This window comes from Hymenobacter mucosus, assembly GCF_900188255.1.
GTDB lineage: Bacteria > Bacteroidota > Bacteroidia > Cytophagales > Hymenobacteraceae > Hymenobacter > Hymenobacter mucosus.
Genome location: NZ_FZNS01000001.1, coordinates 601626 through 623407, shown reverse-complemented (window position 1 = coordinate 623407; position 21782 = coordinate 601626). Strand labels below are relative to the sequence as shown.

The window sequence follows — 21782 nt, the reverse complement described above, 5'->3', positions numbered from 1 at the left end:
CGGATCAGATTTAACCTAATTTTAATTTTAAGGTTTTCTTCACTTCTCGTTCTGCTCTAAAATAAGCTAAATCGGCTATGCCCTCGCTTCTATGCTGTGCATAAACCGCTGCACTACAAGCACTACCAAACAGGGTAGTATCAATCCATTGTGCTTCACTACGGGGAACACGCGCTACCCACTCACCTATAAACTTCTTCACCCCAATCGGCGAAACTTGCATGGGGCGTAAATCAAAGAAATAGCGTTCTGGGTTTCAAGGGCTGAAGAAGGCCACACTGAGGCCACCGGTTGTCATGGCATCTAGCACCCCGTGCGAAGCAGTAGCCAGCCTGAGTGCTATCCAAACCCGCAAGAGAGGTGGGGCTGGCTTCGGCCGAATGATGGCTACACCAGCTACGATACTTGCCGTAACCACCACGGCGGCCAACAGGGGATGGGTAAGTCCGTGGTGGCCTCACAACCCCGCATACGGCACGCGAAAGGCAAACCCAATACCATCGGCATCGGGCAGAAATACACAGGCAGCGGCAGTAACCACCAGCGCCAATTGCTCTTGGCCGGCAGCAGCAGTTTGCCCAGGGTTGTACCCAATACCATGTGCCCAACAATGGATGCCATCTTTGACTGTTTGGAAGGAACTATGCACTTGGCTAATGGGGAGCCTGTTTCCGCAAAACGGACGAGCACTACGCTGCCTTGACTGGGGATGGACGCCGTCAAACGAGTTGCTCTCGTAACTCGCGCGCTACCCGTGGTACCCCGGTAGTGGCTGGCTCTGGCACAAAGTGCAGGCTAGGGCGGCCCGAAACGGCAGGTTGGTTTGGGTCAATAATATAGATAGGACAATCCGGGCGAGTATAATGCACCAGGCTAGCTGCAGGGTACACTTGTAAGGAAGTACCGATAACTAGGAAGGCATCGGCGGTAGCGGCTTCTTCAATAGCCCGTTCCATAAGGGGTACTTGCTCGCCAAACCATACAATGTTTGGACGAAGCTGGTAGCCTTTTTCACACAGGTCGCCAAGCTCTATGAGGTCCGATTCCATGGGGTAAACCAACTGGTCGAAGTAAGAGCTACGGGCTTCAAATAGCTGCCCGTGCAAATGAATTACCTGCTGACTACCAGCCCGCTCGTGAAGGTTGTCTACGTTTTGCGTGATAATCACGACCTCAAAGTCCTGTGCTAGCTCCACTAGGGCCCGGTGACCAGCGTTGGGCTCAGCCTCACGGGCTGCTCGGCGTCGTTGATTATAAAAATCCAGGACAAGACTAGGGTTTCGTGCCCAGCCTTCTGGAGAGGCCACATCCTCTATTCGGTGTCCTTCCCAAAGCCCATCGGCGCCACGAAACGTCGCCAATCCGCTTTCCGCCGAAATACCTGCTCCTGTTAGCGCTACAATCTTCTTCATCTTTGACAGTATAGAACGACAAACGCTACTAAAGACGCATTTTCATCATCTTCTGTTACTTAGTCCACGCTGCTACTTCTGCGCCTAAAGACCGGCACCTGCCCAAGCAAATTAGAGTAACTACTGCTGAATGACCTTATAAGATTGATTATTAATAAGCCAATTCTCAGAGCACAAAAAAGCCCTACCTGATATAGACAGGGTAGGGCTTTCGAGTAGTTTTAGAAAGACTATTTGGCTTTGGTGGCCTTTTTAGTGGTTGTGCCGGTAGCTTTCTTGGCAGCGGGCTTCTTTGCTGCTGCTTTTTTCGCTGCAGGCTTCTTGGCAGGCGTATCCACCTTCTCCGTTGCATCGGGGGTAACGGCCTTCTTAGCAAAGCGTCCGCCCTTGGCTGGCCTGTCGGGAGTAGCTTCGGCTAGTTCCAAGCAACGCTCTAAGGTGAGTCCGGCGGGCTCTTCGCCCTTCGGAATCTTCACATTTTTCTTGCCGACTACGATGTATGGTCCGAAGCGGCCGTTCAGGATTTGCACATCTGGGCGCTCCGTAAACTCCTTGATGAGGCGTTCCGCATCTGCTTTGCGCTTGGCTTCAATCAAGCCAATTGCTTCCTGAGCTGTAATGGTGTGCGGATCTTGCTCCTTGCCAATCGAGTAGAACTTGCTGTCGTGGCGGATGTAGGGACCAAAGCGGCCGAGAGCAGCCGTCATATCCTTCTCTTCAAACTGCCCTACAATGCGTGGGAGTTTAAACAGGTCCAGTGCCTCCTCTAAAGTAATATTCTCGATAAACTGCCCTTTGCGCAGGCTAGCATACACGGCCTTTTCTTCCGAGCCTTCTTTGGGCTCTATCTGCACGTAGGGACCGAAGCGGCCTAGGCGAGCAGTAATTTTTTGCCCCGTTTCCGGGTGAGCGCCAATCTCCCGGGTGCTACCCAGGGTGCTACGTTCAATATCCTGACCACGCTCCACAGTCTCGTGGAAGGTTCCGTAGAAGCCAGCCAGCATGTCCGTCCACTGCTCTTGACCATCTGCAATGCGGTCGAACTCGTCTTCTACCTTAGCGGTGAACTGGAAGTCAACGATTACGGGGAAGTGCTCCACTAAGAAGTCGTTTACCACCATAGCCGTGTCGGTGGGAAACAGCTTAGCTTTATCGGCGCCGAAGGTCTCAGTTTTTACTTCGGTTTTTACCGTGTCACCTTCCAGCGTGAGCAGGTGGAATTTACGTTCCTTGCCTTCACGGGAGTCTTTCTCCACGTAGCCCCGCTTCTGAATGGTGCTGATAGTAGGCGCGTAGGTAGAAGGACGGCCAATACCCATTTCCTCCAACTTCTTTACCAGTGATGCTTCCGTGTAGCGCGCTGGGGGCTGAGCGTAGCGCTCCGTAGCCCGCAACTGCTGCAAGGGTAACTCCTGGTCCACATTGAGGGGCGGCAAGCCACGCGAGAACGACGACTCACCGTCTTGCTCATCCTCGTCTTTTGATTCTGCATAGGCTTTGAGGAAGCCCTCAAACGTGATAACCTCGCCCGTAGCAGATAAGGACACACCTGGTTGCGTGCTGATACCAATGGTGGCTACCGTGCGCTCAATTGTGGCATCGGCCATTTGCGAAGCTAAGGCACGCTTACGAATCAGGTCGTATAGGCGCTGCTCTTGCGAGTCCTCACCAGCTTTTACCAGAGCGAAATCAGTAGGCCTAATAGCTTCGTGAGCTTCCTGGGCCGACGCCGACTTGGTCTTAAACTGACGGCTGTGCGCATATTCTGGACCATAGGCGGCCGAAATAGCTTCCTTAGCGGCTGCTAGCGCATCTTGCGATAAGTTTACGGAGTCAGTACGCATATAGCTGATCTTGCCACCTTCATACAGCTTTTGGGCCACACTCATGGTTTGCGCTACTGAGAAGCCTAGCTTACGCGAAGCCTCCTGTTGCAGAGTAGAAGTAGTAAAAGGTGGCGCAGGGCTGCGCTTACCAGGTTTCTTCTCCAAGTTCTCAATGCGATAGGTAGCGCCAATGCAACGCGACAAGAATGCCTCAGCTTCTTCGCGGGTTTTAAAGCGGGTAGGAAGCTCGGCTTCTAGCACGGCACCGCGGCCTGCATCGAACTTGGCAACCACGCGGTACGCCGAGGAAACCTTAAACTGATTGATTTCCCGCTCCCGCTCAACTACCAGACGCACTGCCACCGATTGCACGCGCCCAGCAGAAAGGCCAGTCTTTACTTTCTTCCACAGCACTGGGCTCAGCTCAAAGCCAACCAAACGGTCAAGCACCCGCCGGGCCTGTTGAGCATTCACCAAGTTAAGGTCGATTTCCCGAGGGCTAGCAATGGCATTGAGAATGGCGTTCTTCGTGATTTCACGAAACACGATGCGGCGCGTTTTTTCGCCACCGCTCAGATTCAAGGTTTCGGCTAAGTGCCAAGAAATAGCTTCACCCTCCCGGTCGTCGTCACTGGCTAGCCATACCGTTTCAGCCTCCTTCGCTAGTTTCTTCAGTTGGCTGATAACCTCCCGCTTGTCGGCCGAAACAACATAGGTAGGTTTGAAGCCATTCGCAATGTCGATGGCATTGTTGTCCTTCGGCAAGTCACGTACGTGGCCAAAGCTGGATTTGACAATAAAGTCCTTCCCCAAATACCCTTCAATGGTTTTGGCTTTGGCCGGAGACTCGACGATGACTAGATTTTTTACCATACAGGGGATGCTGGCGACAGGAGCGTTGCCGTGGGTGGAGTATTAAAAACGGTCCACACGGCGTAAAGTTGAATTTTGCCGCAAAGATGCTGGAATAATCCGGTAGACAACTGCGGCCCAGTAATATTACGATGTAGAAAAGCCCAGGTCGAGGCTTTATAAGGTAGTTGAGGAACATGAACCCGTAGGCAAGAGGTTCAGCATCCGCCAGTTAATATTAAGGAGTAAGTTTTCAAGCTGAATAGTGGCTACAATGCTTGATTTACTACCTTTGTAAGTCTAGGAACCAGCCCACCAACCGTTCCGTTCGTGCACCGTCAGCTTTTGCTGACATCGCCACTCTACTTTGTCTATGGCCTCAGCAAAGACGCCCAGGAATAATCAACCGGATACCACCAACCCGGAATCTTTAAATGCCTTGACCCCCGCGCTTGCCAATGGCTCGGAGGAACCAGGCCGTGCAAACGGAACCCGCAATGGCAACTCTACCCGAAAACGGGGGAGCAGCTCCCACTTGGGCGCCACGGCTGATTCAGAGTATGTCAACGAGCAGCTCAACCGGGTGCTCTACGCCCTCGACGCCTTTAAGAAGGGGGACGTATCAGTGCGCCTGACCAAGCAAAACGATGACATCTTTGCCGAAATAGCTGAAGCCTACAACTCCATGGTGGAGATGATTGGTGGAGTAGGAGGAGAAGTGTCGCGCATCTCGAAAGTAGCGGGAGTAGAAGGCAACCTGAAGGCACGTGCCTCTGCGGATAATGCCGCTGGTTTCTGGCGCGATATGATTAATAACATCAACGGCTTGGTAGACAGTATTGCCGTACCGGTGTTGGAAGTAGGCAAAGTACTGAAGAACATCAGCAAGGGCAATTTGGATGAGACCTTCCAAATTCCCGTGTCGGGTGACTTCAAGGTGATGGCCGAAACCATCAACAAGACAATTGACAACCTCAACCTATTTGCGGGCGAAGTAACCCGCGTGGCACAAGAGGTAGGTACGGAAGGTAAGCTGGGTGGCCAAGCCTCGGTACCGAACGTAGGTGGTATTTGGAAAGAACTGACGGACAACGTAAACTACATGGCCTCGAACCTGACCTCTCAGGTACGAGACATTGCCAACGTAGCTACCGCTGTAGCCAAGGGCGACCTGACCCAGAAGATTACGGTAGATGTGAAGGGAGAACTGCTGCAGTTGAAGCAGAACCTGAACCAGATGGTGGACTCGCTCAACCTGTTTGCGGGCGAAGTAACCCGCGTGGCACAAGAGGTAGGTACGGAAGGCCGCCTAGGCGGCCAAGCCTCGGTGCCCAATGTGGCGGGGGTGTGGAAGGAGTTGACCGACAACGTAAACTACATGGCCTCAAACCTGACACTGCAGGTACGAGACATTGCCAACGTAGCTACCGCTGTAGCCAAGGGCGACCTGACCCAGAAGATTACGGTAGATGTGAAGGGAGAACTGCTGCAGTTGAAGCAGAACCTGAACCAGATGGTGGACTCGCTCAACCTGTTTGCGGGCGAAGTAACCCGCGTAGCCCTCGAAGTAGGTACGGAAGGTAAGCTGGGTGGCCAGGCCTCGGTGCCCAATGTAGCAGGGGTGTGGAAGGAGTTGACCGACAACGTAAACTACATGGCCTCAAACCTGACGCTGCAGGTGCGAGACATTGCCAACGTAGCCACGGCCGTAGCCCGCGGTGACTTGAGCCAGAAGATGACGGTGGATGTGAAAGGCGAAATCCTGGAGCTGAAAAACATCCTCAACCAAATGGTGGACTCGCTCAACATCTTTGGCGATGAAGTAACTCGTGTAGCACGGGAGGTAGGCACCGAAGGTCGCTTGGGTGGCCAAGCTTCTGTACCTCGGGTAGGGGGAACTTGGAAAGAGCTGACCGACAACGTAAACACGATGGCCTCGAACCTGACCTCTCAGGTGCGAGACATTGCCAACGTAGCCACGGCCGTAGCAAAAGGCGACCTAACCCAGAAGATGACGGTGGATGTGAAAGGCGAAATTCTCGACCTGAAAAACATCCTCAATCAAATGGTAGACTCGCTCAACATCTTTGCGGGCGAAGTAACCCGTGTAGCACGGGAGGTAGGCACCGAGGGTATCCTGGGTGGCCAGGCCAACGTACCTAGCGTGTCAGGCACATGGAAGGACTTGACCGACAACGTAAACACGATGGCGGCTTCCTTGACTAGCCAGGTACGCGACATCGCCAACGTAACGACGGCTGTTGCCCGCGGCGACTTGAGCCAGAAAGTGACGGTAAATGTACGCGGTGAGCTGCTACAGCTTAAAGACAACCTAAACCAGATGGTGGACTCGCTGAATACGTTCGGCGACGAAGTAACCCGTGTAGCGCGCGAGGTAGGTACCGAAGGTCGTCTCGGCGGCCAGGCGGTTGTGCCCAATGTGCGGGGTACATGGAAGGACTTGACCGACAACGTAAACACGATGGCGGCTTCCTTGACTAGCCAGGTACGCGACATCGCCAACGTGACGACGGCTGTTGCCCGCGGCGACTTGAGTCAGAAGGTATCCGTAGACGTAAAAGGTGAGCTGCTTGACTTGAAGGACAACATCAACCAGATGGTGGACTCGCTCAACATCTTTGCGGGTGAGGTAACCCGTGTGGCTCAGGAAGTAGGTACCGAGGGTAAACTCGGTGGCCAGGCCAATGTGCCCAATGTGACGGGGGTATGGAAGGACTTGACGGATAACGTAAACATCCTCGCCGCCAACCTCACAACGCAAGTACGAGGCATTGTAAAAGTAGTAACTGGCGTATCGCAAGGTGACCTAACACAGAAGCTGACGCTAGATGCTAAGGGTGAGGTAGCAGACCTAGCGGATACCATCAACCGCATGGTGGATGACCTGAACCGCCTCGCTCAGGAAGTAAGCCGCGTGGCTAAAGTAGCTGGCGTAGAAGGCAAACTGACGGAGCGAGCTACGGTAGGCGGCGTGAGTGGTTCGTGGAAGGAAATTGTAGATACGCTCAACGACCTGCTCGAATCCATTGCCTCTCCGGTACTGGAGGTAAGCCGTGTAGTGCGCGCTATTTCTGAGGGTGACCTTACGCAACAGGTAGAGGTAACAACGGCCGGCGACATTCAATCAATGGCTGCGGCCCTGAACCTTGCCGTTGACAATTTGAACGACCTGCTGGCTGAAATCAACGACTCGTCACAAGTAGTAGGAACGTCGTCGGAGGAAATGGTAGTGAAAGGCCAGGAAATGAGCCGAGTAACGGTAGATGTGGCCCTTGCTATGCAGCAGATGGCCGAAGGTGCCCAGAACCAAGCCCTTAAAACTGACCAGGCCTTTAAGCTGATTGAAGAAATCATGCAGGCCACCAAGGAAACCGCTGGCAAGGCCGATGTAGGCATTAAAGCAGCTATTCTGGGTGAGCAAACTTCTCAGCTTGGTCTAAAGACAGTGGCTGAGGTGGTGAAGAACATGGAGGAAATCAGCTCGGCTGCTGCTCAAACTTCTAAAACCATTGAAGTACTTAACACGCGTTCGGTAGAGATTAGCAAGTCACTTGGCGTCATCTCTGACATTGCTGCGCAAACCAATCTACTCGCGCTAAATGCGGCTATCGAAGCAGCCCGCGCTGGTGAAGCGGGTCGGGGTTTCGCGGTAGTAGCGGAAGAGATTCGCAAGCTGGCAGAGGGCTCCCGCAAGTCGGCCAACGAAATTGCTACCCTGGTAGAAGATGTGCGTAAGGATACAACTTCTGCTGCTACGGCAATTTCAACCATGGAAGGCCGGGTACTCAAGGGCAAAAATGCTACGTTTGAAGCTAGCTCTGCCTTTAAAAACATTGCTACCAGCAGTGGCGAAACGCTACGCACCTCGCGCGATATCCTAACGGCTACTGAAATTCAGAAGACCTCGATTGGCGACGTAGTAAAATACGTGGAAGAGGTAGTAGCCATTGCTGAGCAAACAGCTTCTGGTACGCAACAAGTGGCTAGCACTGCCAAGCAGCTCTCAACCAGCATGCAGGAGCTAACCACCAGCAGCCAAAACCTCACGGATATTGCCGATGACCTTCAGCTTGGGTTGTCAGCCTTCCAACTCATTGAGGATTTGGAGCCCGAACCCGAGCCTGAGCCTGAGCCCATCCGGCGTCATAGGTTGCTTTCGCGGCGTGCTAATGCCCCAGCAGTTCCAGCTCCAGCTGCCCCAGCCACGCGTCCTACCCGGCATAATGCGGCCTCAGCAGTTGCTACCCCAGAGGTAATTACTGCTGCTCCAGCGCGCAAAACAGGTCGTCGGGCTGTTCCGGCGGCAGCGCCTACGGAGGAAAAGGCTGCCACTGAGCATCCAAACGGAGGTAACATCCGCAAGGCTAGCACCCGCCGTGCGGCAAAAGCAGCGCCTCAGCCTGCGGATGCGGCTGAAGCTCCTGTCACCAAGCCCCGGCAGACCAAAGCCAAGGCGAAATAATTCTGATTTTTCTACTGATGCATAGTGGAGCCAACTCGCTAAATATGGGTTGGCTACTACTACCCCCTTTCCGTTTCAGGTATGCCTGAGTCCGAAAAATACAGCAAACAAGAAGCCGTCATTCAGCTAATCGTATTCCGGCTAGGAGAGGAGGAGTACGGCATTCGCATAGAACAAGTAAAGGAGGTAACTATTACTCCTGAAATTGCGCGTATGCCCAAAACTCCTCCTTTCGTGAAGGGCATTGCGAACCTGCGCGGCGACATCATTGCCGTTATTGATCTGGAAGAGCGGTTTCAGCTCCGGCCGGCAGGAGAGGAATTGCCTGCTGTGACTTATACCCTCGCCATCGAAGCCAAGGATTACACCATTGGCATTATGGTGCGGGAAGTACCGCAGCCTTTGTCTATTCCGGTCTCCATTATCGAGAAGGCTCCTGAATTCATTCAGGATCTGAATATTCACGACAAGTACATTGAAGGAATTGCCAAAACCGAGGATCGAATTATCGTGGTACTCGACATGCTGAAATTGCTTACCCCCGGCGAAATAATGCAGTTGCAATCCAAAGGGGAATCTTCCGCCGCCGCCGCGCGTACAAAAGCCTAAGCTAATAAACTGTTCAGCTGCTCTTCTTTCTCTCTGTTTGATCAACCCAATATGAAAAACCGCATCCTCATCGTCGACGACTCTTTTTACATGCGCACGATGCTCAAGAACATGCTCACCGACGCCGGCTATGAGGTAGTAGGAGAAGCTGCTAATGGGCAGCAGGCGCTGGAAATGGCAGCTCAAACTACTCCTGACCTTATCACCCTTGACGTCATCCTACCTGATAACACGGGGCTTGATGTTCTTAAAGGTATTCGCCAGGACCAGCCCGACGTTAAAGTAGTAATGTGTTCAGCTGTAGGCCAGGAGGTTATTGTAAACGAAGCGTTGGAAAGCGGTGCTACTGCCTACATCGTGAAGCCTTTCTCGGAAGAGAAGGTACTTGAGATTGTGGGTAGCGCCTTGCAAGGTTCAGATTCTACCGAAGCATAACCTCGTTTCCATCACCTGCCAACAGGGGTACCACCCCAGTTTGCCTCTACTCGCACTATTTTCTCTGTGCTCAACTCTTCTACTCCTTTCACTATAGTATTCGGTAATCTTCCTACCCTAGTGGTAGGGGAGCTGACCCGCTTGCTGCATACCGATGCCTCCCTGCGAGTTGTTGGTACGGCTTCGGGTACCGAAGAATTAGCACGATTGGCTAGGCGCTTGCAGCCAGGGGGAATAATAGTGGGAGAAGATCAATTACTAGGATTAGAGCAATTACGCCGCCAATACGCTGGCCCCGTATTGCTTTATAGTACCCGCCCACCCTTATCAGGAATGTTGCGGGAAGTAGCGCAATTAGGGGTGCAGGATTATTTGTCGGCGCTACCCGTAAACGGCTCTGAGCAGCTAGTCTGGCGACGAGAGGTCCTACGGAAAGTGGGCGCTATGCGTCCGAAGCCTGCTGTAGCTTTGCCTTCACCTATGAGTGCGCGCCGAGTAGTGGCACCCCTGCTACCGGGTGGGGTTGTGGTTATTGGAGGCTCTACGGGAGGTAGTACCGCTGTGGAGGCCATAGTCCGCAACCTGCCGACCAACTTCCCTTGGGCAGTACTGGTAGCAGTACACTTGCCGGCTGGCTTTACCGATGCACTAGTAGATCGGCTGCAGCGTGCCTCCTCGCTGCCCGTAGAAGCTGCAACACAAGGAGCACGCTTGGTTGCGGGGCACGTGTTGGTAGCTCCTGGGGGGTACAATATGGTAGTTCGCCCCGTACCTAATTCTCCTTGGCAAGGTTGGCAAACTGAGTTTGTAAACGAAACCAGCCTAGATGTGCCCTCTGTTGATATATTGATGCAATCAGTAGCAACTGCTGCAGGGCGCTCAGTACTAGGGGTAGTTCTCTCTGGCCTCGGAAGTGATGGGACCCGGGGTGCAAGCTATGTCCGGCAGAAAGGCGGAGTAGTAATAGCGCAAGATGAGGCTTCGTCCGCTGTATTCGGCATGCCTAAAGCCGTAATTATGGCCGGGCTAGCTACTGCAGTGCTGCCGCTGCGCGAAATCACGGCTTATGTGTTACGTCACGTTAGCCAGGTGCCAGCACGGCGGGCTGGTATGTTTGCTTCTTCTCATTCACTACCACGATGAAGTCGAGAGAGCAAGAGTACCGCGAAATATTCATGGCTGAGGCGCTCGAGTATTACGACGCAATGAGCCGCCATATCAGTGAGCTAGAGCGCAATCCAACCGACGAGGCAGCTTTGAACGAGCTGTTTCGCTTGATGCACAATCTCAAGTCGAACTCCCGGGCGATGGGCTATACCCAGATTGGGGAAGCCGCCCACCACATGGAAACCATTTTCGGGCTCATTCGAAGCAAGGAAATGACGTTCACGGGCCTAGTGGTGCCTGTTCTCTTTCGCGGGGTCGATACCATTGGCGAAATGATTCGGGCGGTAGGAGAAGGCGCCGAACTACCAGATATTAGCCAGCTAATCACTAACCTTGACCGACTGGTACAGGGAGAGGAGCCTATACTGGAGGATGATTCTGACGAAGATGATGAGGATGCTAACCGGAAGTTGGAGCTTTCTGACTTGGTCTACATCCAAATTAAAAAGTTAGATCACCTACTCAACCTAGTTGGCGAGCTAATTATTGATCGGGACCGGGTGCTGACACTCAGTCGAGAGATTGGCAATCCAGCACTAGCTACGGCCGCAGCTCATTTCTCACGCATTGCCGACGAGCTCCAGTACAGCGTAATGGACGCTCGCTTGGTGAATGTGGGCTCGTTGCTGAACAAGTTCCCTCGGGTCGTTCGTGACGTAGCCACGGCTGAGAAGAAGGATGTAGAGCTGACTATTGTAGGTGAAGACATCCAGATCGATCGGAACATCCTTCAGATAATTACTGATGCGCTTCTGCATTTAGTTCGGAACGCCGTTGGTCACGGACTGGAAACCCCCGCTGACCGTTTAGCTGCTGGTAAGTCGGCGCAAGGACACCTTACCCTTTCTGCTCAGACGCAACGCGATGAAGTGTTGCTGCAAGTAGTAGATGATGGGCGGGGTATCAACGTAGGGAACGTTCGTCGGAAAGCTATTGAACGAGGACTAGTAAGCCAAGAGGTAGCGGCCAATCTAGACGATGACGCGGTGCGGGCCTTCCTGTTCGAACCCGGTTTTTCTATGGCTAAGGAAGTAACTGAAATTTCCGGCCGTGGCGTAGGTCTCGACGTGGTGAAGCTTGCCATCGACTCCCTTGGTGGGCAGCTTCGTGTTGATTCAGTATTAGGAGAGGGCACTACGTTTACCCTGGTGCTTCCTACTTCTATTGCCGTAAAAGGAGCCCTTTTATTCGAGTTGGATGCGCGTAGCTATGCTATTCCGCTCATGCACACCGATTCTGTGGTTTCCTTGCAACCTACCGACTTTCACGTGGTAGGTGGGTTGCTAATGAGCCGGGTACAGGACGAAAACGTGCCGGTAGTACCGTTGCGAAACTTACTCCACAATGGTGATGGTCCATTGCCTCCCGCCGTAAAAGGGGAGCTTACCGGCCGACAGGATATCATCATCGTTAACTACAGCAACCGCAAGCTCGGGCTTATTGTCGACCGTTTTCTGCGCCAGCAGGACATCGTCATTAAACCCATGAGTAAGCCGCTGGATACCATTGATTTGTTTGGTGGCGTTACGCTTCTAGGCAGCGGACAGGTATGTCTGGTACTGGATGTACCAGCACTAACTCGTCTGTTCTTAGCCAAACGACCATAAACTCACGTAATGCAGACCTCTGCCGCTTGTTTTGACGGCAGGCCTTCCAATTGATTGACTCTTATGGATTTGCACATGACGGAACTGGAACGGGATATTATCCGCGAAATCTTAAATATCGGCCTCGCCCGTGCGGCCGATTCGTTCGCGGTAATTGCCCAGGAAAAGGTGCTGCTGGAGGTACCTAACCTGAACCTCGTGTCGGGGAAAAGCATCCTCGAGCGGGTGCGGGAACTGCAGCAGAAGAACGTCATCATTCAGTCTGATATTCGGGGCGAGTTCAACGGCACTACGCTCATGTTCTTCTCCGGCCAGCATGTGCAGCGGCTTTCACGCGTGTGTCTACGCATGAAAACGTCCGACTCCATCGACATTGATGAAATGCAGGAGTCGTTGTTACTGGAAATTAGTAACATCATCACCGGTGCTTTGGTGACGCAGCTGGCCAACATTCTAAAGGCTCATATTTATGGTGCTCCGCCCGCTCACCCCCGCGGTGATATGGCCAACGCCTTACAAAACTTGCTGCTAGACCGTCCCATGGTGCAGCCGCTGATTTTCTCGGTTATCACGCAGTTCTCCGACAAAGAGAATTCGGTTGAGTTGCCACTGATGATCTTCTTCGATCGGGAGACGTTCGAGAAAATCCTTGAAATCATTCGTACCTACGACTTTATGGGTGGCCAGCAGCCCAATTTGTAAGCTCTACTACCAGTCTGGTTGACACCTAGTAGTGGCCCCCGATGCCGGGAGCAGAACCCATCAGGTTCAGCTTCGCTGCGCGGGGGCCGCTGTCGTTAACATACTTTCTCTCACCTTAATCTTTTGTTTTCTATGGCTTCGTCCTCTTTAGAAGATAAAATTGCTGCTTTTGACCCAAACGCCCTAGGCGATGCTGCCGGCGGCTTGTACGGACTACCCTTCACCCCTGAGGAGGCCCAAGTGGTGGTAGTCCCTGTTCCTTGGGAAGTTACTGTTTCTTACCGGGCAGGTACTGCGGATGGTCCTGAGGCTATTCGAGATGCTTCTCTGCAAGTAGACCTCTATGACCCCGACCTGCCCGACGCCTGGAAGATGGGCTTGGCCATGGAAGAACCAGATGAACAGATAGCGGCGGAGAGCCGTCAGTTGCGGCCCACCGCAGAGCAGTACATTGGCTGGCTAGAGGAAGGCGAGCCCGAAGCCACGCACGGCCAACACTCGGGGGTGCCGGCGCAACTTAACCAGCGCGGCCAGGCCCTGCTTGAGTGGCTTAAGGCCAAAACGGGTGTCCTGCTTGACGCGGGCAAAGGTGTCGTCGTTTTAGGGGGCGACCATAGCACTCCGCTGGGCTATTTACACGCCCTAGCCGAGCGTCACACGGAGTTTGGTATTCTGCAGATTGATGCCCATTGCGACTTGCGACCAGCTTACGAAGGCTTCGAGTTTTCGCACGCTTCTATCATGTATAATGCCCTGAAGCTGCCACAAGTAAAGAAGCTAGTACAAGTAGGTATTCGTGACTACTGCCAGCAGGAAGCTGAACTCATTGACCAGAGCAATGGCCGCGTGGCTCTGTTTGCCGACCGTTTCCTGCAAGCTGAAATGCTAGCTGGCAAGTCGTGGAAGAAGGAATGCAAGAAGATTATTGCTCAGCTTCCCCAGAAAGTGTACTTGAGCTTCGATATTGATGGGCTTGACCCCAAACTTTGCCCCGGCACTGGCACGCCCGTACCCGGTGGTCTTGAGTTTGAACAAGCACTCTATCTGATTCGAATGGTAGTGCGTTCGGGTCGCACCATTATTGGCTGCGACCTAAACGAAGTAGCTCCTGGCGATACAGAGTGGAATGCCATTGTGGGTGCCCGTTTGCTTTATCATATGGCCAATTGGATGGGCGTCTCCCAAGGCCGCTTGAAAGCCCGGGCTACAGAGAAGTAAGGGTAGGGGGCCAACGCTGCGCGCAGAAATGCGTATCGTGGCGTATGCTCCGTTAGAAGTATTTCTCTCCCCTCATTCAACCTTACACCACATGGGATTCATTCTCAAGTTTCTGCTCACGGCCCTCATTACCTATCTGCTGGCTACGTACCTCCCCGGTGCCCACATTGATGGCTTTGGTGATGCAATGATTCTGGTAGTTGTGCTAGCAATTTTAAACGCTGTGCTAAAGCCAATCCTAAAGATTATCGGCTTACCCATTACCATCCTGACGTTAGGCCTGTTTTTACTGGTAATCAATGCTGCCATTGTCATGATTGCAAGCGCATTACTCTCCGGCTTCGAAATTGACGGGTTTATTGCCGCTTTAATCTTCAGCGTTGCCCTATCAGTAGTTACTGCTGTTGTAGACATGGTCGTGAACTAGAGCAATTCTACACCGCCTACATATAAAAGGCCCCGGCTACTACTGCAGTAGCCGGGGCCTTTTATATGTAGGCAGATGCAATGTCTTTACAGGCGGCGCAGTTGGGCGCCTAGTGCCGTGAGACGTTTGTCGATGTACTGGTAACCACGGTCAATTTGCTCTACATTTTCGATGACGCTGCGGCCATTAGCAGAAAGTGCTGCAATGAGTAAGGCTACCCCCGCCCGAATGTCAGGCGAAGTCATCGTGATGCCGTGCAGGCGGGTACGCTTATCCAGTCCGATAACGGTAGCTCGGTGCGGGTCGCAAAGAATAATTTGCGCGCCCATATCAATAAGCTTATCCACGAAAAACAGCCGCGACTCAAACATCTTCTGGTGGATAAGAACGGTGCCCTTCGCTTGCGTAGCCACCACCAGAAGCACGCTCAACAAATCGGGTGTGAGGCCCGGCCATGTATGGTCGGAGATAGTAAGGATGCTGCCGTCGAGGTAGGTAGCAATTTCGTAGTTGTCCTGGGCTGGCACAAAGATATCATCACCTCGGAATTCCAACTGAATGCCCAGCTTACGGAAGGTATCCGGAATTAAGCCCAGCTCTGGAATCTGGCAGTCCTTGATGGTAATTTCGGAGCCCGTCATGGCGGCCAGGCCAATGAAAGAACCAATTTCAATCATGTCGGGCAGCATGCGGTGTTCCGTACCGCCCAGACGCTCTACCCCTTCAATAGTCAGTAGGTTAGAGCCAATACCGTTGATTTTGGCTCCCATGCGCACCAGCATCTTGCAGAGCTGTTGCAAGTAGGGCTCGCAAGCAGCGTTATAGATGGTAGTAACTCCTTCGGCCAGCACTGCCCCCATGACAATGTTGGCCGTACCCGTTACAGAAGCTTCATCGAGCAGCATGTAGGCTCCGTGCAAGCGACCTTCGGTGCTGATGCGGTAAAAATCCGTGCCTTCCAACGTGAGCTTGCCGCCTAATTTCTCAAGACCCAAGAAGTGCGTGTCCAGAGGGCGTCGTCCAATTTTGTCGCCACCAGGCTTTGGAAGCTGACACTTGCCAAAGCGCGCCAGCATGGGGCCAAGAATCATGACGGAACCACGAAGGGCGCGGCCCTGCGCAGCAAATTCGGGGGTGTCTAGGTAGTCGAGGTGAACGTCGTCGGCCTGGAAACGGTAGGTGTCGGGGGAGAGCTTGCCCACCTTTACACCCATGTCGCGTAGCAACTCAATAAGCTTATTGACGTCGCGAATATCGGGAATGTTGGAAATGGTGACGGGCTCGTCGGTAAGTAGCACTGCGCACAGGATCTGCAGTGCTTCATTTTTGGCGCCCTGCGGCACGATTTCACCCTTCAGCGGTTTACCGCCAATTACTTCAAAAGAGGCCATGGAGAGAGTAGTTACGAGCTAAGAGCTAGGTACTCTGAGTTACAAGCAAAGTAGCGAGACCTCCATGAGACGTCCGCTTGCTTTGCTAACTCAACGTAGCTAGCTCCTAGTTTCTGCAAATATATTACTGAGGGGGTTGCTGTGGCTCTTGCCGGCCTTTCTTCCCACCCCGGCGCTGCTTATCGCGCCGGTTGTTGTTGCCGCCACCTGTAAGGCGACGAGGGTCGCGCTCCTGGCGAGGCTGGGGCACAATAAAGGGTGCTGGCCGGCCATTTGCGGTAAATTCAAAGAGGTTCTGAGCGTCTACCTGGTCAGGGTCTAGCGTGAGCTTGCCTCCCGACAATTCTTTCAGATGCTTAAGAATGGTGACATCCTTTGCATTTTCCTTATTGTGGGACCGGTACAGGAACTTCATGGTGCGGCCAATTAAAATGGTCGCCTGCTCACGCTCAGCCGGGTCTTCAATAGCCAGCGCTTTGTCAATAAGCTGTTCCACTGCCCGGCCATAGGCACGCAGCTTAGGGCCCTTGCTAGGATATACTACCCGGCTAGGAGCGGGCAAATTGGCCTGCGCCGCCAGGGGGTATGGGGCATCCACGTCCAGTTCCCCATCGGCCATTTCAAAGATGTGGTTCCACACCTTCTGTTGACTGTCGGGTTGGTCGCGTAGGCCGGGCTGAATACGGAAAATAAGCTGCACAATCTGCTGGGCACGGCGGGTACGCTCGGCCCGGTCTTCTACGTCGCGTAGCTGCTGCACTAGTTGGAAAGTGCTTTGGCCGTACTCGCGCTGAAGGAGTTCGTGCTTATGAAGAGAAGGAAGAGTCATAGAAAGAAATGAGGCAGTACATACCGCCGGACAAATATAGCCAAACCTAACCCCACGGCGCGCGGGCGCCCAAATAGGATACGGATAGCATGGATGAACTACCACGGTAGCCGGGGTGTGCTGCTACCAAGGTAAGACGGATACGGTAATACTGTAGCTATGGCGACAATGCTATCTACATGCGCAAGCCAAAAGCAAAGGAAAGACGGGCCATTCAGAGGGTTTACCCAAAATGGCCCGCGCAAGTTGGCTCAGACTAGTGCACGCGCAGCTTGGCGAAACTTAGCAGCAGAGTCTTTTCGCCCACTTCTTCAAAGTGGATAATTGCCTTGGTAGAGCCTTGCACCGTTTCGAGCTTACTAACGGTGCCGAACCCAAATTTGGGGTGTTCTACTCGCTGTCCGGTTTGAAGGTTGCTCGTGTCAGATGGCTTAAAGTCAGCCGGAGGGATGTACTTCGCCGCCACCGTTTTACGAGGCGCTGGCGGTACCAAGTTGCTGCGGCGCTCAAACACGTGCCCAAACGGCGACTCCCCCGGACCAGCGGCACCAACGGGCCCGGCCGAAAACTTGAAGTCCACGTATTGCGGGTCTATTTCATCAAGGAATCGGCTTTTTTCGCAACTGCGCAAGTTTCCCCACTGGTAGCGGGAGGTAGCGTAGCTAAGCGTGAGCTTTTTCTCGGCCCGGGTGATGGCTACGTAAAACAAGCGGCGCTCCTCCTCCAAATCGGCCCGGGAGGTAATCATCATTTGGGAAGGGAAGAGATTTTCCTCCATACCCACAATGTAGACGTTGCGGAACTCCAAGCCCTTGGCCGAGTGAATCGTCATCAAGGTTACTTGCTCGCCCTCACTCTGAGCATCTTTGGTATCGGCGTCAGTCACTAGGGCAATATCCTGCAAGAAGGAGCCTAGGCTCTTGTCTTCCCGCTCGGGGTCTTCAGTATAGGCCTTGATACCGTTCAGAAGTTCTTGGATGTTCTCGTAGCGGGAGAGACCCTCAATGCTTTTATCGGCGTAGAGCTCCTCAATCATGCCCGAGTTCTTGGCAATGAACTTAGCCGCCTCAAACGCATCTTCTTTGGCCGCGACGGCCGTGTAAGCCTTAATTTTCTCGGCAAAGTCTACGATTGGGTTAGCCACCCGGGTAGGTAAAAACTTATCGGCATTGCTAACTACCTCCCAAATGGTGTGGTTGGTCTCCTCCGCCGTGTTGATGAGCTTCGCCAGAGTAGTATCGCCAATGCCGCGCTTAGGATAATTAATGACGCGCCGAAGGGCTTGCTCATCATTGGGGTTTACCGTGAGGCGCAGATAGGACACTAGGTCCTTGATTTCCTTACGCTGGTAGAAGGATAGGCCACCTACGATTTTGTACTTGATGTTCAGCTTCCGCAAGGATTCTTCCATGGCCCGGCTCTGGGCGTTGGTGCGGTAAAGGATAGCAAAATCATCGTACGACAAGTGAAAATTCATCTTGTCTTCGTAGATGCTCTGCGCTACCAATTTGCCTTCCTCGTTATCAGAAGCAGCTTTGAACACTTCGATTAATGGGCCGTCCTCATTATCCGAGAATACGTCTTTGCGCAGTTGGGCCTGGTTATTTTTAATAACTGAATTGGCGGCCCACACAATGTTCTTGGTAGAGCGGTAGTTCTGCTCTAGCTTAAAAACCTGCAGCTCAGGATAGTCTTTCTCGAAGTTGAGAATGTTCTGAATGTCGGCGCCTCGGAAGGCGTAAATGCTCTGAGCATCGTCGCCTACCACGCATATGTTCCGTTCTTTGGCTGCCAGCTTCCGCGCAATCAGGTACTGCGAGTAGTTCGTGTCCTGATACTCGTCGACCATTACATACTTAAAGATGTTCTGATATTTGTTCAGCACATCGGGGTGGTCTTTGAAGAGAACGTTGGTTTGGTAGAGCAGGTCGTCGAAGTCCATAGCTCCCGCTTTGAAGCAACGGTTGGCGTACTGCTGATAAATCACGCCCAACTTAGGCCGTAATGCAGCTTCATCATCCTGCCGAATTACGGGGTCGTTGAGGTACTGCTGCACCGAAATCAACTTGTTTTTAGCTGACGAAATTCGGCCTAGCACCATGTTGGGCTTGTAGAGCTTGTCGTCCAGCTCTAGCTCCTTCAAAATCTGCCCGATAAGCGTTTTAGAGTCCTGCGTATCGTAGATTGTAAAGGAGCGCGGAAAGCCAATTTTATCGGCCTCAGAGCGCAAAATGCGTGCGAAGATGCTGTGGAAGGTGCCCATCCAGAGGTTTTTGGCCTCCGGACCTACTACCTTCTCAATACGCGCGCGCATTTCTTTGGCCGCCTTGTTGGTAAAGGTGAGGGCAAGAATGTTGAACGGGTCAACACCTTGTTCTAGCAAATTGGCGATGCGGTAGGTAAGCACGCGCGTTTTGCCGGAGCCAGCACCGGCTATAATCATGCAGGGCCCGTCGATTTGCATCACGGCGGCCGCCTGCGAGGGGTTCAGTAAAGAAAGATAATCCAGTCCCATTCGTCAGGTAGTCGAGAAACTAAGCTTTTTGGCTTGTTAGCAAAGGTACAGCTTTCGGGTGGGGGATGGAAATACAGCAAGCAACACTCCACAAGCATTAGGCACCCCCACAAGCAAGGCCCACAGCCTGATTAACTCTAGCTATACAAGGCCCGTAGCTATCCAGGTTATAACCGCGTCTTGCTTAGATTCGTTGCGCGCACCGCCCACCAAGTGTTGGCAATGAGCAAGGGTAGTTAAGTAGCTGCTCTTAGCATTTATTCACAAAGCAAAAACCAATGCAATGGCCTTCCGCTTGCTTGTTTTCAGGCAACAGCAGCGAAATCAGGTTAACACGGCTTGCATTTACTGCTAGTAGCTGAGTAGGCTCGTGGCCGGGAGTCGTTCGGTTGCTACCCAGAGCTGAAGCGCAAGCTGCTAAACCAGACCGTATCTTCGCGGTGTGAATCCTGCCGAATCTGTCTCCGCTGAAAGCAAATTTTCCATTTCTCTGCTCTGCCTTTCCAAGAGTTGGGGCGGGTTGGAACTGAACACAGTGCGCTTTGCCAATTGGATGCAGCAGCGGGGGTGGCCGGTGCAAGTTATTACTGTGCTCAACTCGCCTATTGCGGCGCGGGCTCAAGAAATAGGGTTATCCGTTGCGCTGCTTCAAAACCCTTGGAAAGCGGCTGATATACCCGCGGCTGGCCGCCTTGCGGGACTTGTGCGCAGCTTTGGCACCCAAGTGCTACTCGTTACCCGCAATGGTGATCTGGGCTTGGCGGTGCTATGTAAAACTTTGCGTTTGCCACGGCTGCACCTAGTATACCAGCAGCACATGCAGTTGGGGCTAGCCAAACGCGGCTTGGTGCACACGTTGCGGTACCGCGCCTTATCGGCGTGGCTTTCGCCGCTACCTGGCCTAGCCCGGCAAGTGCTCGAAAAAACCCGGCTGGCTCCCCACAAACTCCACGTAGTGCCTCTAGGAATTGAACTGGAAAAGTTTGCTAACGCCAGCCTAACCCAAGCTCAGGCTCGGCAGCACCTCAACCTGCACCTACCCGACAGCACTGTTTTGCTTGGGCTAATTGGCCGCTTTGACGATGGCAAAGGCCAGGACTTTGTAGTTGAGGCCCTGGCCGAAATACGGCGGCAGTACCCGCAGGTGCAGGTGCTATTCGTGGGCGAATCGACGCGCAATGAGGGGAATGACTACCGAGAAGCGGTGCTGAATCGCGTGCAGACGCTTGGGTTGACCGAGGCAGTGCACGTACGAGAGTTTACGCTTCAGCCTGAGGTAGCTTATCGTGCCCTTGATATCTCTATTACTGCATCAACCAATGAAACCTACGGCATGGTCACGATTGAAGCTATGGCTGCTGGATTGCCCGTGGTAGCTTCGGCTGCCGGGGGCACGCTGGAAATAGTAGAAGACGGCCGTACGGGCCTGTTGTATCCTTTGCGCGACGTAGCTGCTTTTACGGCTGTTGTTGTCCGCTTGCTGCAAACCCCCACGCTGGCAGCCAGTGTAGGGCAAGCGGCACAAGCTGAGGCTCTAGCCACGTATTCGCATCAGCGGCAATGCGAACTGACGGAGAAAGTGCTCTGGTCGCTGGCGTAATTCGGGTATCTTTGCGGATTGATTGGTGACCCGGCTGGAACAGTGGACCCCAAATCAATGTCTTTCTTCCGCCTCATATTCTCGCGAGAAGCCTTCCCATGATTATCATTCAGAATACCGTTATTTCCGACGATGTGCGGGACAATTTCTTCGTCTGCAATCTAGATGCCTGCAAAGGTGCATGCTGCGTAGAAGGTGACCTAGGCGCACCGCTGGAAGAAAACGAATTGCAGATTTTGCACAACGACTACGATGCCATCAAGCCCTTCCTGACGGAAGCTGGTCGTCAGGCTATCGAGCAACAGGGCCTTTACATCAAGGACTGGGAGGGCGACTACAGCACCACAACCATCAACGACCGGGAGTGTGCCTATGCCCTCTATGATGAGCGTGGCATCCTGAAATGCGGCATTGAGCAGGCGTACTTAGCCGGTGCTACCAGCTTCAAGAAGCCCATCAGCTGCCATTTGTATCCCATCCGCATCACAAAGTACGAGGACTTCGAGGCCTTGAACTATGACCGGTGGAACATCTGCTCGCCTGCTTGCTCCTTCGGGGCCAATCTGGGGGTGCGCATTTACCAGTTTCTCAAAGAGCCGCTGGTGCGCAAGTACGGCGAGGAGTGGTACCAAGAATTAGTCACGGAAATTGAGACTAACAGCCCATTAGCTAATAAATAAATTACCAAAAAGGCCGACTTCGTAGTCGG

Annotated in this window: 17 protein-coding genes and 1 pseudogene; 10 read left to right on the top strand and 8 right to left on the bottom strand. The window is 53.1% G+C overall.

Annotation, left to right across the window (positions count from 1 at the left end):
- Positions 1-10: 10 nt before the first annotated feature.
- From CHB83_RS23465 to topA, 5 genes and pseudogenes are all read right to left on the bottom strand, one after another.
- Positions 11-223, bottom strand: a complete 213-nt coding sequence (locus CHB83_RS23465; RefSeq protein ID WP_143436973.1) for a hypothetical protein — start codon at positions 221-223, stop codon at positions 11-13.
- 33 nt (positions 224-256) lie between these two features.
- Positions 257-445, bottom strand: a pseudogene (locus tag CHB83_RS24355) (hypothetical protein); the annotation flags it as partial.
- Between the two features lie 12 nt (positions 446-457).
- On the bottom strand, positions 458-649 hold the full coding sequence (locus CHB83_RS02670; protein ID WP_089331564.1) for a hypothetical protein: 192 nt from the start codon (positions 647-649) through the stop codon (positions 458-460).
- A gap of 70 nt (positions 650-719) precedes the next feature.
- Positions 720-1412 (bottom strand): SIR2 family NAD-dependent protein deacylase, encoded by a 693-nt coding sequence (locus tag CHB83_RS02665; protein WP_089331563.1) that lies wholly within the window; start codon positions 1410-1412, stop codon positions 720-722.
- A gap of 230 nt (positions 1413-1642) precedes the next feature.
- Entirely contained in the window at positions 1643-4111 is a 2469-nt protein-coding gene (gene topA, locus CHB83_RS02660; protein WP_089331562.1) for a type I DNA topoisomerase, read from the bottom strand.
- A gap of 352 nt (positions 4112-4463) precedes the next feature.
- On the opposite strand from topA, the gene CHB83_RS02655 reads away from it, so the two are divergent.
- The 8 genes from CHB83_RS02655 (at position 4464) to CHB83_RS02620 (ending at position 14738) form a co-directional block, all read left to right on the top strand.
- Positions 4464-8573, top strand: a complete 4110-nt coding sequence (locus tag CHB83_RS02655; protein ID WP_245855259.1) for a methyl-accepting chemotaxis protein — start codon at positions 4464-4466, stop codon at positions 8571-8573.
- A gap of 81 nt (positions 8574-8654) precedes the next feature.
- On the top strand, positions 8655-9182 hold the full coding sequence (locus CHB83_RS02650) for a chemotaxis protein CheW (RefSeq protein WP_089331561.1): 528 nt from the start codon (positions 8655-8657) through the stop codon (positions 9180-9182).
- 51 nt (positions 9183-9233) lie between these two features.
- Positions 9234-9617: a response regulator gene (locus CHB83_RS02645; protein WP_045687322.1), complete on the top strand. Its 384-nt coding sequence runs from the start codon at positions 9234-9236 to the stop codon at positions 9615-9617.
- Between the two features lie 66 nt (positions 9618-9683).
- On the top strand, positions 9684-10760 hold the full coding sequence (locus CHB83_RS02640) for a chemotaxis protein CheB (RefSeq protein ID WP_143436972.1): 1077 nt from the start codon (positions 9684-9686) through the stop codon (positions 10758-10760).
- Entirely contained in the window at positions 10757-12391 is a 1635-nt protein-coding gene (locus CHB83_RS02635) for a chemotaxis protein CheA (RefSeq protein ID WP_045687323.1), read from the top strand. Before CHB83_RS02640 ends, CHB83_RS02635 begins: the two co-directional genes overlap by 4 nt.
- Positions 12392-12454: 63 nt before the next feature.
- Positions 12455-13093, top strand: a complete 639-nt coding sequence (locus CHB83_RS02630; protein ID WP_245855258.1) for a chemotaxis protein CheC — start codon at positions 12455-12457, stop codon at positions 13091-13093.
- Positions 13094-13225: 132 nt separating this feature from the next.
- A complete protein-coding gene (locus CHB83_RS02625; protein WP_089331559.1) occupies positions 13226-14311 on the top strand; it encodes an agmatinase family protein in 1086 nt (361 codons plus the stop codon).
- Between the two features lie 91 nt (positions 14312-14402).
- The gene (locus CHB83_RS02620) at positions 14403-14738 is read left to right on the top strand and encodes a phage holin family protein (RefSeq protein WP_045687324.1); all 336 of its coding nucleotides are present in this window, start codon (positions 14403-14405) and stop codon (positions 14736-14738) included.
- Between the two features lie 86 nt (positions 14739-14824).
- Here the strand turns inward: CHB83_RS02620 and murA are convergent, their stop codons facing one another.
- From murA to CHB83_RS02605, 3 genes are all read right to left on the bottom strand, one after another.
- A complete protein-coding gene (gene murA, locus CHB83_RS02615; RefSeq protein ID WP_045687325.1) occupies positions 14825-16129 on the bottom strand; it encodes a UDP-N-acetylglucosamine 1-carboxyvinyltransferase in 1305 nt (434 codons plus the stop codon).
- Between the two features lie 124 nt (positions 16130-16253).
- The gene (locus tag CHB83_RS02610) at positions 16254-16958 is read right to left on the bottom strand and encodes a DUF4290 domain-containing protein (RefSeq protein ID WP_045687326.1); all 705 of its coding nucleotides are present in this window, start codon (positions 16956-16958) and stop codon (positions 16254-16256) included.
- Positions 16959-17214: 256 nt separating this feature from the next.
- Positions 17215-19467, bottom strand: a complete 2253-nt coding sequence (locus tag CHB83_RS02605; protein ID WP_089331748.1) for an ATP-dependent helicase — start codon at positions 19465-19467, stop codon at positions 17215-17217.
- 448 nt (positions 19468-19915) lie between these two features.
- Here CHB83_RS02605 and CHB83_RS02600 point away from each other — a divergent pair, with 448 nt between their 5' ends.
- Positions 19916-21073 (top strand): glycosyltransferase family 4 protein, encoded by a 1158-nt coding sequence (locus tag CHB83_RS02600; RefSeq protein WP_143436971.1) that lies wholly within the window; start codon positions 19916-19918, stop codon positions 21071-21073.
- A 98-nt stretch (positions 21074-21171) separates the two neighbouring features.
- Positions 21172-21753: a DUF3109 family protein gene (locus CHB83_RS02595; RefSeq protein ID WP_045687329.1), complete on the top strand. Its 582-nt coding sequence runs from the start codon at positions 21172-21174 to the stop codon at positions 21751-21753.
- The last annotated feature ends 29 nt before the right edge of the window (positions 21754-21782 follow it).